Below are 12898 nucleotides of genomic sequence, written 5' to 3'. Positions count from 1 at the left end.
CCGGCCGGCGCATGAGGCCACAAACCGGCCGCCCACGAGTGCAGCGAGGCCCCCCAGCGGGAGCCTCGCTGCTGGTCACAGGTGGGTTCAGTCGCGCTTCATGGAGCCCTTGATCTTGTTGATCGCCTCGTTGGCCTTGTCCTTGGCACCCGCGATGGTGTCCTTGGCCTTGGCCGCGCCCTGATCCTGCTGACCCTCGTCGCGCAGATCCTCGTTGCCGGTCGCCTCGCCGAGCTTCTCCTTGGCCCGGCCGCTGACGTCCTGGGCCTTGTTGCGGATGTTGTCGTCGGTGCCCATGTCTCGGGTCTCCTGTCGCGGTTGACCGTGCGCGTCCGTTGATCGCGCAACGTCCAGCCCGACCTATTACCGCAAACGACCCATTCGACACACTTTCGTGACGTTCGTGACTCTTGTCACCTGGCTCGGGAGATCTCCACGTTCTCCAGCACACCCAGCGCATCCGGCACCAGGACCGCCGCCGAGTAGTACGCCGTGACCAGGTAGGAGATCAGCGCCTGCTCGTTGATACCCATGAAACGCACCGACAGACCGGGCTGGTACTCGTCCGGCAGACCGGTCTGGTGCAGGCCCACCACACCCTGGTCGTCCTCACCCGTACGCAGTACCAGGATCGAACTGGTGCGCGCCTCGGAGATCGGGATCTTGTTGCACGGGAAGATCGGCACTCCGCGCCAGGCCGGGATCTGATTGCCGCCCACGTCGACCGTGGTCGGGTACAGGCCGAGCCGGCTGCACTCGCGGCCGAACGCGGCGATCGTGCGCGGGTGGGCCAGGAACAGCCGGGAGCCGCGCCGGCGACTGAGCAGTTCGTCCATGTCGTCCGGCGTCGGCGGGCCGGCCTGGGCCTGGATGCGCTGCTCGTAGTCCGCGTTGTGCAGCAGACCGAAATCGGGGTTGTTGATCAGCTCGTGTTCCTGCCGCTCGCGCAACGCCTCGATGGTCAGTCGCAGCTGCTGCTCGATCTGATCCATCGGCTGGTTGTACAGATCGGCCACCCGGGTGTGCACCCGCAACACGGTCTGCGCCGCGCTCAACTCGTACTCGCGCGGGTTGAGTTCGTAGTCCACGAAGCTGCCCGGCAGCACCGCCTCGCCGTGGTGCCCGGCGGACATCGGGATCGCCGCCTCACCCTTCGCGTTCTGCGGGCGGCTACTGGCCTCGGCGTACTCCGCGAGGTGCTCGCGCAGGCTGTCGGCATGCAGCCCGTCGAAGGCGTCCCTGGGCAGCTCCAGCACGATCACCGAAGTGGCCGCCGTGGCCGTGTAGTCCCACGACGATTCCCGGTCGACGAGCATCTTCTCGCCGAAGTGGTCGCCGTCGCCGTGCAATCCGAGCGAGGTGCGATCGCCGTAGGGACCCACCCCGGACTTGGCGATCTTGCCGTGCACGACCAGGAACACCCGGTCGTTCGGCTCACCCATCGTCGCCAGCGACTCCCCCGCCGCGTACTCCCGCCGCACGAAGCGGTCCGCCAACGCACGCAGAACCTCGTCGTTCTCGAACCCGCGCAGTGGCGCCAGCTCGCACAACTCCGACGGGATCACCCGGACTTCGGACCCGGTCTGGACGAACTGCACGCGTCCGTCGCCCACCCGGTAGCTCAACCGCCGGTTGACCCGATATGTACCACCCGACACCTGGACCCACGGCAACATCTTCAGCAGCCACCGCGACGTGATGTCCTGCATCTGCGGGACGGTCTTGGTGGTCGTCGCGAGATTTCGCGCCGCCTCCGTCGCAAGACTCGAACGAGTCAGCGTGTCCTGGGCTTCACTTCCCGCGCCGGCCCCAGCATCGATCGACAACGATTCCGCCTCCCCTGGATGCACCGGCCGCTCCCCTGGCTGAACCGGTGTGCGCGGTCAATCGTTGCCGCTGCGGAGGCAGCCGGCCATTACCCGAACGGGTGAGACTGGAGAGGCGTGGAAGTGGCTATGTAACTACGGTTGCCCGTGGAGTTCGCACCCACGCACCCACTCGGCCGCCCGCCGAACGGCCGAGCGCGCGCCCCGGCGTCCGAGGACGTCGAAGCGTGCGCCGACCCGCCCCGCTCGGGCCTCGGGAAGTCCCGCTCCGCGGGCCGCGGCCCGCGGGCTCAGGCGTCCCGGATCGCCGAGACCGCCTTGGTCACCCGGTCCCCGTACTCCGCTTCCACCGCGTGGAATCACCGGAGCACCGCTCCACGATGTCGTCCCAGGAGGCCGACGTACCGGCCCCGCGTACCTGCGTACCTGCGTCCGTGGTCGATATCGGCTCTCCACACCGGCGTTGACTCCCCATCAGCCATCCCGAGCGGTTTCGTCGCCGGGCGGATCCGGGGTGTCGAAACGGTTGCGAAGGGCCGTCAGGGCGGCCTCGGTCAGCCGGCCCGGCAGCCGTAGTCGGGCCACCCCGCCGTCCGGGAAGACCTCGATGCGCACGTGCGTGACGGGCCGCCCACCGGCGAGTCGGAAGCGGTGCCGGGTGTCCGGCTGGACCCGGGTGCGCGGCAACAGTTCGAACCACACGTCCGGGTCGACACCCGCGTCGCAGCCGACGAGCGCAACCCAACCCGGCGCGTTGCCCAGGTAGTTGTCGATGTCGATCTCGGCGGCCAGGACCTCGGCCTGCCCGGCCAGGCGCACCCGCACCCAGTCGTGCCCGTCGTCGCGCCGGCGCCGGGTCTCCCAGCCCTCGCCCATCACCCGCGAGCGGCCCGGCGCGTTGAGGTTGTGCGGCGAGGAGAAGTATAGGTCGCTGGCCGCCTCGGCCACCGCGCCGTACTCCTGCGCGGCCAGGTCCACGGTGAGCCCGTCCAGCCAGGTCGGGTCCGGTACCGCCTCGCCGTACACACGCAGCCTGGCCACCCCGCCGTCGGGGAAGATGTTCAGCCGCACGTGGGTGAACCGCTGCTCGGCGGTGACCGCGAACGGGTGTGCCGTATCGCCTTCAAGGTCGGTGCGCGCGACGATCGTGGTCCACTGCACGGCGGGGTCGAGCAGTTCCGCCACCGAGGGGGTGCCGGGCACGGCCGCGGCCTCCACCGACGCGCTCGGCGGGTAGTTGCCGGTGAAGAACGCGGTGTCCACCACGATCCCGCGCAGCACGCCCGGCACGCCGAGCCGGACGATCGCCCAGTCGTGCGCATCGGCCTCGGGATGCGGATGCTCGGCCGAGGGGCCGCGTCGGCGACGGGTCTCCCAGCCGTCCATGATCTGGCCCTTGGGCCCGAACGTATGCGGGCTGAAGACCGGCGGTTCGGCTCTGAGCAGGTTCTCCTTCTCGGCGAACCACTCGTCGTTGGCGACCGGCACGCCCGCCCCGAGGGCGCGTGCGGCCAGGTTGACGTATTCGGTGAAATCGCTGCTCAAGGTCGATCTCCTTGTCCTGGGCGGGAGTTGACGAGACGCGGCGATGACCCGAGACAGTGCGGGGGCAGGCCGTGGCGGCCGCATCGCCGGCGCATCCCCGCGGTGATCACGAGGCGGTCTCCGTCCGATCCAGGAGCCGTCCGCGCGGGCTGCCGTGCACGTCCACGGGCGTGCCCGCGAGCCACGTGGTGCGCACCGCGCCGGTGAGCGCGCGGCCCGCGTACGGGGTGATCGGGTTGCGGTGGTGCAGTCCGGCCGGGTCCACGGTGAACACCGCGTCCGAGTCGAACGCGACCAGGTCGGCGTCGTAGCCGGGTGCGATCGCGCCCTTGCGGGCCAGGCCCACCAGCCGGGCCGGGCCGGCGGACATCAGCGCGACCACGTCGGCCAGTGCGAGGCCGCGGGCGCGGGCCTCGGTCCACACCGTGGGCAGGCCCAGTTGCAGCGACGCGATGCCGCCCCAGGCCGCGGCGAAGTCGCCGACGTCCAGCCGTTTGAGGTCGGTGGTGCACGGCGAATGGTCGGAGACCACGGCTGCGAACGAACCGGCCGCGATCCCGCGCCACAGCCGGTCGCGGTTGTCCCGGGAACGAATCGGCGGGCAACACTTGAACGCGGTGTCGCCCGCCGGGACGCCCTCGGCGACCAGGGTCAGGTAGTGCGGGCAGGTCTCGGCGGTGACCGCGATCCCCGCCGCGCGGGCGGCGTCCAGGAGCGGCAGCACGTCCGCCGAGGACACGTGCAGGACGTGTACGCGGGCACCGGTGCGCTCGGCCGTGGCGAGCAACTGCTCCACCGCGACGGTCTCGGCCGCGTCCGGACGCGAGGCCAGGAAGTCGGCGTACGCCCGGCCGGGCACCTGCGGCGCGGCGTCCAGCACCTGCGGCGCCTCGGCGTGGATGATCGCCAGCGCGCCGAGCCGGGCCTGTTCGGTCAGCGCCAAGTCCAGTTCGGCCGCGTCCACGTGCGGGAACTCCTCGACGCCGGACGGCGCGAGGAAGCTCTTGAAGCCGTACACGCCGGCCCGATGCAGGGGCTCCAATTGGTCGGTGTTGCCCGGGATCGCGCCACCCCAGAAGCCCACATCCACGTAGACCCGGCCGCGTGCCACCTCCTGCTTGACCCGCAGCGCATCGAGCGTGACGGTGGCCGGGATCGAGTTCAGCGGCATGTCGATCAGCGTGGTGACGCCGCCGGCCGCCGCGGCCCGGGTCGCGCTGGTGAACCCCTCCCACGCGGTGCGGCCCGGTTCGTTGATGTGTACGTGGGTATCCACCAGGCCCGGCAGCAGCGCGAGTTCGCCCAGATCCTCGACCGGTGTGCCGGCAGCGGTGCGGTACGGCAGCACGTCCACGATCCGGTCGCCGGCCACGACCACGTCGGCCGGCCGTTCGCCGGCCGGGGTGGACACCCGGCGCGAGCGCAGTACGAGAGTGGGGGTGTGGGTCACGACGCGTCCTCCGAGTCCACCCGGTGCACCTGCTCGGCCCGCTCGCTCGGCAGGTCCCGGACCGGTAATTCGCCTGCTTCCGCCACGAGTTCGCTGACGCGGACCACGCTGTCCGCGCCGAGGCCGACCAGCGCGGCCCAGTGCGCGAACGCGGCGTCCGGTACGCGCACGTCCTGCGGCCGGGCGGCCTTCTGCGGCCCGTACACCGCCGCGGGCCCCTTCGGGCCCAGCAGCGGACTGTCCACGGCCGGGGTGATCACCACCTCGACGCCGGCCGGTTCGGCCGCCGGGTCGCCCCGCTCGATCCGGTCCAGCCGTACCGGCGCGGCCCCGCCGGGAGGCGACTCCGCACCCGCCGCGTCCACGGTGCCCTCGCCGCCGTCGGCGCTCGGCAACATCGGTACGTCCGCGTCCGGAGGGACCCGTCGGATCCCGGCGGCAAGCCCGGCGGCGGCCTGCACCGCGGTCAAGCTCCCCTTACCGGTCGAGGTCCTCTTGAACCTGCCGGGGGCCGGGACGACGACCGGTCCCATACGCTGCTCCTTCGGGTGGGCTGTGCAGGCCGTTCGGGTGGGCCGTCCGGGGACACTGTCCAGGCCCTCGGGAAGGCCCGTCCAGGGCTCAGTCAACTACGTGGCTGCCGCCCTCGGGGGGATCGACAGGGCCGGCGACCGCCCGGCGACGCGGCCGCGCCACCGCGAAACGGGGCCGACGTCGGCAGGCGGGATCGATCGGGGGCGGCTTCGGCCACGGAACCCGCCGGCCGCCCATGATGCCCAGGCCGACGAACACGATCCCCCCTACGCTGGGCCGTCGCCGGCAGGGGTCCGATTTCCGGCCCGTCGATCCATCCCCGCGGTCGCGAGGCCGACCGCCGCGCGGATCCTGGCGGGGAACGCTCGGGCGCTAGGGTTCGGGCGTGCGATTGCGGATGGAGTTCTCGACCGAACCGTTCGACCTGGACGGGGTGCCGGCCCACGCCCTGGAGGCCCGACGGGTCATCGAGGAAGCGGGCCTCGACTTGGAGGTCGGCCCGTTCGGCTCGACCGCCGAGGGCGAGGCGGACGTCGTGCTCGCGGCCCTCGACAACGTGTTCCGAGGCGCACTCGGCGTCGGCGCGACCCGGATCCCGGTCCAGGTCACCGCCGTGCCGGAAACCCCGGAAGGCCACGCATGAGCCCCGCCGAACATCCGCTGTCCGCCGCCATCAAACCCCTGGTGGCCGCGCTCGGCGCCGAACTCGTCACCCCGGACGATGCCGGCCCCGAGGACGTCGTCCTGGACTGGGAGGGCGAGCCGGTCGTCGCCGTCCGCCTCCCGGACCTGGTCTCCGCCCTCGACCGCCTCCTCGGCGACGCCGAACGCCGGCACGGCCCCCTGGCCGCCCTCGACCGCGAGGCCAAACAACGCGTGGTCCGCACCCTCGAACAACGCGGCGCCTTCACCATCCGCCACGGCGTCGAAACCGTGGCCGCGGCCCTCGGCGTAAGCCGCTTCACGGTCTACAACTACCTCAACCGAGAAACCCGAGACTGATGCCCCATCACCGCGGGGCGTTCGGCTCCGGAGGGTTTGCCCGACGAGTGAGGAGGTTCTCGGGATGTCGTCAGCGGCAGGACTCGACAGGCTCAACCACGCGTCCGACGACGAGGTGATCCGGCTGCTCGGTGAGGTGTGCGCGAGTGGTGCGTGGATCGGTGCGGTGTTCGCGGCTCGGCCCTACGGCGACCCGGACGAGCTGTACGCGAGTTCCGACGAGGCGGTCGCGGCGCTCACCGTCGAGGACCTTCGGGAGGCGGTCGAGGGCCACGCCGTGATCGGCCGCCCGCGTCCCGACGATCCGCAGTCCGCGCGCGAACAGTCGGGGGTCCACCGGGCGGGTGACGCGGTGTTGGCCGACCTGCGGGCCGGGAACATCGCGTACCAGAACCGGTTCGGCCGGGTCTTCCTGATCTGCGCGAGTGGTCGCAGCGCCGCGGAGATGCTCGCCGAACTGCGGCACCGACTCGACAACGACCCGGCGTCCGAGTGGGAGGTCACCCGCGAGGAGCTGCGGAAGATCAACCGCCTGCGCCTGGAAGGGCTGATCTCCGCATGATCTCCACGCACATCCTGGACACCAGCGAGGGCAGACCGGCAACCGACGTGCCGGTCGAGTTGTCCCGGCGCACCGCCGACGGAACATGGATCGTGCTCGGCACGTCCGCCACGAACGCGGACGGCCGCTGTCCTGACCTGCCGCCGTTGGGGGTCGGGCCGGACGCCGGGCCGGTCGACGTCCGGCTGGTCTTCGACGTCGCCGCGTACCGCCGCGCCCGCGGCGAGACGCCGTTCTTCCCGGAGGTCCGGGTGGTCTTCACCGCCGACCCCGAAACGCACTACCACGTACCGCTCTTGCTCAACCCCTATGGATACTCCGTCTATCGAGGGAGCTGACCGGCCGCCGATCGACGCTACGGTTCGATCGAGGGCACGGTGCACCGCGAGGGTGTCGCCCCACGGGTCCCAGGTGGACTGAACACCGGCCGCTCGGGCATCCACCCCGGAGGCTTCTCCATCCGCCGTCCCGCCTCCGGGTTCGCGCGCCCGCCCGCAGGACCGAACGGCGTTACGTTCGCACATCGGACCACTGCCGCAAAGGAACCGCCCATGTCTGCAGGGAACTCCGAGGCAAACTCCGTAGGCGACGCCGGGGCGAACTCCGTAGGGAACTCCGCGGCGAGTTCCGTGGGCGACTCCGAAGCGCACTCCGCGGACGGCTCCCCCGCGACCTCCCCGGGGGCCACCACCGTCGGCCCCGCCGCCCCCCGGCGCGTCGTCGTCGAGAACTGCGCGATCGCAACCGTGGACGCGCGGGACACCGAGTACGCCTTCGGCCACATCGTGGTCGCGGGCAACCGCATCGAGTCGGTCGGTGCCGGGGCCGCCCCCGCCGGCCTGGAAAACGTCGTGCGCCGGATCGACGGGACGGGCCACCTGGTCACACCGGGCCTGGTCAACACGCACCACCACTTCTACCAGTGGATCACCCGCGGCCTCGCCCAGGAGTGCACCCTCTTCGACTGGCTCGCGACGCTGTACCCCACCTGGGCGAAGATCGACGACGAGATGTGTTACGCCGCCGCGCAGGGCTCGGCCGCCGCGCTGCTGCGCTCGGGTTGCACCACCTCCACGGACCACGCGTACGTCTTCCCCAAGGACGGCGGCGACATCCTGGCGGCGGAGATCCGCGCGCTGGCCGAACTGGGCATGCGTTTCCAGCCCACCCGCGGCTCGATGGACCTGGGCCGATCGCAGGGCGGGCTGCCGCCGGACGCGTGCGTCGAGGACACCGACGCGGCACTCGCCGCGACCGCCGAGGCGATCGACACGTGGCACGACGCGTCCTTCGACTCGATGGTGCGAATCACCGCCGCACCCTGCTCCCCGTTCACCGTCACTCCGCAACTGCTGCGCGGAACAGCCGAGTTGGCCCGCGCGAAGGGCGTGCGACTGCACACCCACGGCTCGGAGACGGTGGAGGAGGAGGCCTTTTGCCGGGAGAAGTTCGGCATGGGCCCCACCGACTACCTGGAGAGCGTGGGTTGGCTGGGCGAGGACGTGTGGATGGCGCACTGCGTACACATGAACGACTCGGACATCACCAAGTTCGCCGCCACCGGCACCGGTGTGGCGCACTGCCCGTCCTCCAACGCCCGGCTGGCCGCGGGCATCGCGCGCGTGCCGGAGATGGTGGCCGCCGGCATACCGGTCGGCCTGGGCGTGGACGGCGCCGCCTCCAACGAGTCGGGCGAGCTGGGTACGGAACTGCGCAACGCGCTGCTGATCGCCCGACTGCGCGGCGGCCCGGCGGCGATGACGGCCCGTCAGTCGTTGCGGCTGGGCACGATGGGCGGTGCGAAGGTGCTCGGTCGCGAGCACGAGATCGGCTCGCTGGAGCCCGGCAAGCTCGCCGACCTGGCGATGTGGCGGGTGGACGGCGTCCTGCACTCGGGCATCATCGACCCGGTCGCCGCCCTGGTCCTGGGCGCGGCGGCACCGCTGACCCTGTTGCTGGTGAACGGTCGCGAGGTGGTCGAACAGGGCCGACTCTCCCGGATCGACGAGGAGGAAATCGCCCGCAACGTGGCCCACGCGGCGGCCCGCCTGCGCGCCGAGTGAGCCGCAGGCGCAGCTCGACGTTCGCCGACCCTCTTGCGCAGGGTCGCCGTCAGTCGTTCGCCGTCGCGGCCCTGGCGACCAGTACCAGCGGTACGGTCGCGCACTGCGTGGCGGAGGCCACCGTCATGGTGCGCACGCCGGTCCGCGCGGCGATGTCGACCAGGCGCGCGGCGTCGCACAGATACGGTCGGGCGTGCGGTACGTCCCGGGCGCAGGTGGCCGCGTCGACGAACGCGGGCAGCCACGGCAGCCCGTCCTGCCCCTGGATGAAGACCACCGACTCGGTGTCGTCGATCGGCACGACCACGCCGCCGGCCACGATCTCCGCGAGCAGATCGGCGGGGTCGGTCTCGGTCTCGTCGGCGCGGTCGAGGATGGCGGCCAGGGCCGGGTTTGCGGCAGTCATGCCATGATCATATGGGCCCCGATTGTCGGGATTCGGCGCCGCCGACCGAAACCGCGCCCGGCGTGGAGGCGAGGGTCTGACCACCCCGGGACGGCCCACCCGGGTCGGCCCGCGTACTACCCGCCCCCGCCCCCGACCCCGACCCGTACCGGGCCCAGGCCCGGCCCGGCCCGGCGGACCGAACCGCCCCTAAGCCTCGCGCCCCAGCGTCCGCAGGTAAGCGCGCCAGCCACCGAACTCGGTGATCTCCCGGTGCCGGCCCGACTGCCATTCGCCGCGCCGCAGGATCATCGAGAAGCAGGCCGAGCCGTCCTCCAGTTTGATGATCCCGAACTCCAACTCGGCCGGCTCGGTGGGCAGCAGGCTGTCGCGCAGCACCTCGTCCGGAACCTCGTACACCTCACCCTCGATCTGCGCCTCGCTCGCCGGATCGGGCAACAGGCCCGGGCAGCGGTCGCCGATGGAGAAGAAGCGATAGCCGGGCGCGGTACGGGTCTTGGCGACCAGCGGCGCACCCTCCAGATGGTGGTGGAAGGGACCACCCTCCATCGCCTGGCCGTTGAGGAACATCCGTGCCATGTGCTGCCTCCTGTTCGATGCGCTCGCGCGCGAGGTGTCGGCGGGTTTCCACGCATACGCACGCTCGGCGCGAACACGACCGCCGCCCCCGGGTGGGGGCGGGAGGCCACGTCACCCGCGGCCGAAGCGCCGTGCGCAGGTGCGGAACGACCGGGCCCGCCCGACTGCACCCGCCGCACGACCGCCGGTGCGGGTCCGGCTGTTCCGCGTCTCCGGGGGCTGCGAACGGCTCGATTCAGTCGAGGAGTTCGCATCCCGGCAGGGTGAGGAAGTCGACGAACTCATCGGCCAGAGCGACCTTGAGGAACAGGTCGCGCGCGTCCGTCCAGCGGCCCGCCTCGAACCGGTCGTCGCCGATCTCCCCCCGCAGTGCGCCCAGTTCCTCGACGACCAGGCGCCGGACCAGGTCCGCGGTCACCTTCTCGCCGGTGTCCGAGAGCACCACGCCGTTGTTGATCCACTGCCATACCTGGGATCGGGAGATCTCCGCGGTCGCCACGTCCTCCATCAGGCCGAAGACGCCGACCGCGCCGTATCCGCGCAACCACGCCTCCAGGTAGCGCAGCCCGACCCCGACCGCCGCGTGCAGTCCGGCGCCGGTCGGCGACCCGTCCGCGGACGCCACGTCCAACAGCTGATCCGCCGTCACCTCGACGTCGTCCCGGGTGCGTTCGATCTGGTTCGGCCGATCGCCGAGCACCGCGTCGAACGCCTCGCGACAGACCGGCACCAGGTCCGGGTGGGCCACCCACGAGCCGTCGAAGCCGTCGCCGGCCTCACGCTCCTTGTCCTCGCGCACCTTGGTCAGCGCCGCGGCGTTGGCCGCCGCATCGCGCCGGGAGGGGATCACCGCCGCCATCCCGCCGATCGCATGCGCGCCGCGCCGATGGCAGGTGCGCACGAGCAGTTCGGTGTACGCACGCATGAACGGCGCGGTCATGGTCACCGCGTTGCGGTCCGGCAGCACGAACGCTTCGCCCGCGTCCCGGAAGTTCTTCACGATGCTGAACAGGTAGTCCCAGCGGCCCGCGTTCAGACCCGACGCGTGCTCGCGCAGTTCGTACAGGATCTCGTCCATCTCGAACGCGGCCGTGACCGTCTCGATCAGCACGGTGGCCCGGATCGTGCCGCGCGGGATGTCCAGCAGCTCCTGCGCGTGCCGGAACACGTCGTTCCACAACCGGGCTTCGAGGTGGCTCTCGATCTTCGGCAGGTAGAAGTACGGGCCCAGGCCCCGGTCGAGCAGCCGGGCCGCGTTGTGGAAGAAGTACAGGCCGAAGTCGACCAGCGCACCGGCGGCCGGCGCCCCGTCCACCAGGACGTGCCGTTCGTCCAGGTGCCAGCCGCGCGGGCGCATCACCACGGTGGCCAGTTCGTCGTCCGGGCGCAGCCGGTAGGTCTTGCCCTCGGCGGTGGAGAAGTCGATCCGCCGCTCGTAGGCGTCGATCAGGTTGAGCTGATGCGCGACCACGTTGTGCCAGGTGGGCGCGGAAGCGTCCTCGAAGTCGGCGAGCCAGATCCGGGCGCCCGAGTTGAGCGCGTTGATCGTCATCTTGCGATCCGCCGGACCGGTGATCTCCACCCGCCGGTCGCGCAGCGCGGGCGGCGCCTCGGCGACGCGCCAGTCGGCGGCGCGCACCTCGGCGGTCTCGGGCAGGAAGTCGAGCCGGCCGGTGCGGGCGATCTCCTCGCGTCGGGCCCGGCGCAGGTCGAGCAATGCGTCGCGACGGCCGCCGAACCTGCGCTGCAGGCTCGCCACGAAATCCAGCGCCTCGGTGGTGAGCACCTCGTCCGCGCGCGGCACGGAGCCGCCGGTCGCCGTGCCGTGCTTGACCACGATGGTCGGTGCACTCATGGGTGGCTCTCCTTCGCCGTCGACGTTCTTTTGTAGAGTGGACATTAGTTTCCGCAAAACGGAAGTTCAACAATGTGTTGAAATATTCTCGACCGACGGAGGTTCGTGCCGTGGCCGCACGCGACTCGGGTAGCAACGGCACGAGCGGTGGCGTCCAGTCCCTGGAACGCGCGTTCGACCTCCTCGAACTGCTCGCCGACGCCGGCGGGGTGCTGACGCTCAGCGAACTCGCCGCGCGTTCAGGATTGCCCATGCCCACCATCCACCGCCTGGTACGCACGCTCGTGTCGCTGGGTTATCTGCGCCAGGACGCCTCCCGCCGGTACACCCTCGGCCCGCGGCTGATCCGGCTGGGCGAGACCGCAGGTCGGCTGCTCGGCAGCTGGGCCCGGCCGTACCTGGCCGAACTGATGGAGACCACCGGCGAGACCGCCAATCTCGCGGTGCTGGAGGCGGACGAGGTGGTCTACGTCGGCCAGGTGCCCAGCCGGCACTCGATGCGGATGTTCACCGAGGTCGGCCGTCGGGTGCAGCCGCACTGCACCGCGGTGGGCAAGGTCCTGCTCGCCCAGTTGCCCGAGCCGGACGCCGCCCGCGTGCTCGGCGGCCGACCACTGACCTCGCACACCGAGCACACGGTCACCGATCCGGCCGAACTGCTCGCCCAGTTCCCGCGGATCAGGGCACAGGGCTATGCCATCGACGACCAGGAGCAGGAGCTCGGGGTGCGCTGCGTCGCGGTCGTGGTCCCGGGAGCACCCACCGCGACCGCGCTGTCCGTGTCCGGCCCCGAGGGCCGGATCCGGGCGATGGAAGAACAGTGGATGACCACCAGAATGCAGGAGATCGCCGCCCGCCTGGGCGCACACCTGGGCGGCACCGAACCGGCCCCGCAACCGACGCCCACGAACTGACCCCGTGCCCGCCCCGTCGCCGCGTTCGGACGAAACCCCCACGCCAGGACGCGTGTTCGGACGAGCCCACGACACTGGGCCGCGCGTTGGGGCGAAACCACCACACCTGGCCGCGTGTTCGGACGAGCCCACAGCACTCGACCGCCCGTTCGGGCGAAACCA

The 12898-nt window shown here is 71.4% G+C and carries 14 protein-coding genes; 6 read left to right on the top strand and 8 right to left on the bottom strand.

Annotation, left to right across the window (positions count from 1 at the left end):
• Positions 1–87: 87 nt before the first annotated feature.
• The 5 genes from ACZOOI_RS24400 to ACZOOI_RS24380 form a co-directional block, all read right to left on the bottom strand.
• The gene (locus ACZOOI_RS24400; RefSeq protein ID WP_465277818.1) at positions 88–297 is read right to left on the bottom strand and encodes a CsbD family protein; all 210 of its coding nucleotides are present in this window, start codon (positions 295–297) and stop codon (positions 88–90) included.
• 116 nt (positions 298–413) lie between these two features.
• On the bottom strand, positions 414–1826 hold the full coding sequence (locus ACZOOI_RS24395) for a family 2B encapsulin nanocompartment shell protein (protein WP_465277817.1): 1413 nt from the start codon (positions 1824–1826) through the stop codon (positions 414–416).
• A 474-nt stretch (positions 1827–2300) separates the two neighbouring features.
• The gene (gene alc, locus ACZOOI_RS24390) at positions 2301–3371 is read right to left on the bottom strand and encodes an allantoicase (protein WP_465277816.1); all 1071 of its coding nucleotides are present in this window, start codon (positions 3369–3371) and stop codon (positions 2301–2303) included.
• A 106-nt stretch (positions 3372–3477) separates the two neighbouring features.
• Positions 3478–4821: an allantoinase AllB gene (gene allB, locus ACZOOI_RS24385; RefSeq protein WP_465277815.1), complete on the bottom strand. Its 1344-nt coding sequence runs from the start codon at positions 4819–4821 to the stop codon at positions 3478–3480.
• Positions 4818–5354 carry a glycerate kinase gene (locus ACZOOI_RS24380; RefSeq protein WP_465277814.1) on the bottom strand — a complete coding sequence of 179 codons (537 nt, stop codon included), beginning with the start codon at positions 5352–5354 and terminating at the stop codon, positions 4818–4820. Before ACZOOI_RS24380 ends, allB begins: the two co-directional genes overlap by 4 nt.
• A gap of 386 nt (positions 5355–5740) precedes the next feature.
• Here ACZOOI_RS24380 and ACZOOI_RS24375 point away from each other — a divergent pair, with 386 nt between their 5' ends.
• From ACZOOI_RS24375 to ACZOOI_RS24355, 5 genes are all read left to right on the top strand, one after another.
• Positions 5741–5998 (top strand): thiamine-binding protein, encoded by a 258-nt coding sequence (locus tag ACZOOI_RS24375; protein ID WP_465277813.1) that lies wholly within the window; start codon positions 5741–5743, stop codon positions 5996–5998.
• Positions 5995–6357 (top strand): helix-turn-helix domain-containing protein, encoded by a 363-nt coding sequence (locus ACZOOI_RS24370; protein WP_465277812.1) that lies wholly within the window; start codon positions 5995–5997, stop codon positions 6355–6357. Before ACZOOI_RS24375 ends, ACZOOI_RS24370 begins: the two co-directional genes overlap by 4 nt.
• Before the next feature lie 64 nt (positions 6358–6421).
• A complete protein-coding gene (uraD, locus tag ACZOOI_RS24365; protein WP_465277811.1) occupies positions 6422–6919 on the top strand; it encodes a 2-oxo-4-hydroxy-4-carboxy-5-ureidoimidazoline decarboxylase in 498 nt (165 codons plus the stop codon).
• Entirely contained in the window at positions 6916–7257 is a 342-nt protein-coding gene (gene uraH / locus ACZOOI_RS24360) for a hydroxyisourate hydrolase (protein WP_465277810.1), read from the top strand. Before uraD ends, uraH begins: the two co-directional genes overlap by 4 nt.
• A gap of 291 nt (positions 7258–7548) precedes the next feature.
• Complete coding sequence (locus ACZOOI_RS24355; RefSeq protein ID WP_465277809.1) at positions 7549–8982, top strand: 8-oxoguanine deaminase; 1434 nt, start codon at positions 7549–7551, stop codon at positions 8980–8982.
• 49 nt (positions 8983–9031) lie between these two features.
• Here ACZOOI_RS24355 and ACZOOI_RS24350 read toward each other — a convergent pair whose 3' ends face one another.
• The 3 genes from ACZOOI_RS24350 to aceB form a co-directional block, all read right to left on the bottom strand.
• Positions 9032–9388, bottom strand: coding sequence for an SseB family protein (locus tag ACZOOI_RS24350; RefSeq protein WP_391589426.1), 357 nt, complete (start codon positions 9386–9388; stop codon positions 9032–9034).
• 189 nt (positions 9389–9577) lie between these two features.
• Positions 9578–9967: an allophanate hydrolase-related protein gene (locus ACZOOI_RS24345; protein WP_465277808.1), complete on the bottom strand. Its 390-nt coding sequence runs from the start codon at positions 9965–9967 to the stop codon at positions 9578–9580.
• 235 nt (positions 9968–10202) lie between these two features.
• Positions 10203–11822, bottom strand: coding sequence for a malate synthase A (gene aceB / locus ACZOOI_RS24340; protein WP_465277807.1), 1620 nt, complete (start codon positions 11820–11822; stop codon positions 10203–10205).
• 110 nt (positions 11823–11932) lie between these two features.
• Here aceB and ACZOOI_RS24335 point away from each other — a divergent pair, with 110 nt between their 5' ends.
• Positions 11933–12736, top strand: coding sequence for an IclR family transcriptional regulator (locus tag ACZOOI_RS24335; protein WP_465277806.1), 804 nt, complete (start codon positions 11933–11935; stop codon positions 12734–12736).
• Positions 12737–12898 lie beyond the last annotated feature (162 nt).

It is taken from the genome of Embleya sp. L77 (genome assembly GCF_055557415.1).
The sequence above is the reverse complement of the archived record's forward strand: the minus strand, read 5'-3'. Positions and strand labels throughout refer to the sequence as shown.

Excerpts from the sequence above, each read along its gene's own strand:
- uraD (WP_465277811.1), top strand. The coding sequence starts at position 6,422 with ATGTCGTCAGCGGCAGGACTCGACAGGCTCAACCACGCGTCCGACGAC.
- uraH (WP_465277810.1), top strand. The coding sequence starts at position 6,916 with ATGATCTCCACGCACATCCTGGACACCAGCGAGGGCAGACCGGCAACC.
- ACZOOI_RS24345 (WP_465277808.1), bottom strand. The coding sequence starts at position 9,967 with ATGGCACGGATGTTCCTCAACGGCCAGGCGATGGAGGGTGGTCCCTTC.
- aceB (WP_465277807.1), bottom strand. The coding sequence starts at position 11,822 with ATGAGTGCACCGACCATCGTGGTCAAGCACGGCACGGCGACCGGCGGC.
- ACZOOI_RS24400 (WP_465277818.1), bottom strand. The coding sequence starts at position 297 with ATGGGCACCGACGACAACATCCGCAACAAGGCCCAGGACGTCAGCGGC.
- ACZOOI_RS24380 (WP_465277814.1), bottom strand. The coding sequence starts at position 5,354 with ATGGGACCGGTCGTCGTCCCGGCCCCCGGCAGGTTCAAGAGGACCTCG.
- ACZOOI_RS24370 (WP_465277812.1), top strand. The coding sequence starts at position 5,995 with ATGAGCCCCGCCGAACATCCGCTGTCCGCCGCCATCAAACCCCTGGTG.
- ACZOOI_RS24350 (WP_391589426.1), bottom strand. The coding sequence starts at position 9,388 with ATGACTGCCGCAAACCCGGCCCTGGCCGCCATCCTCGACCGCGCCGAC.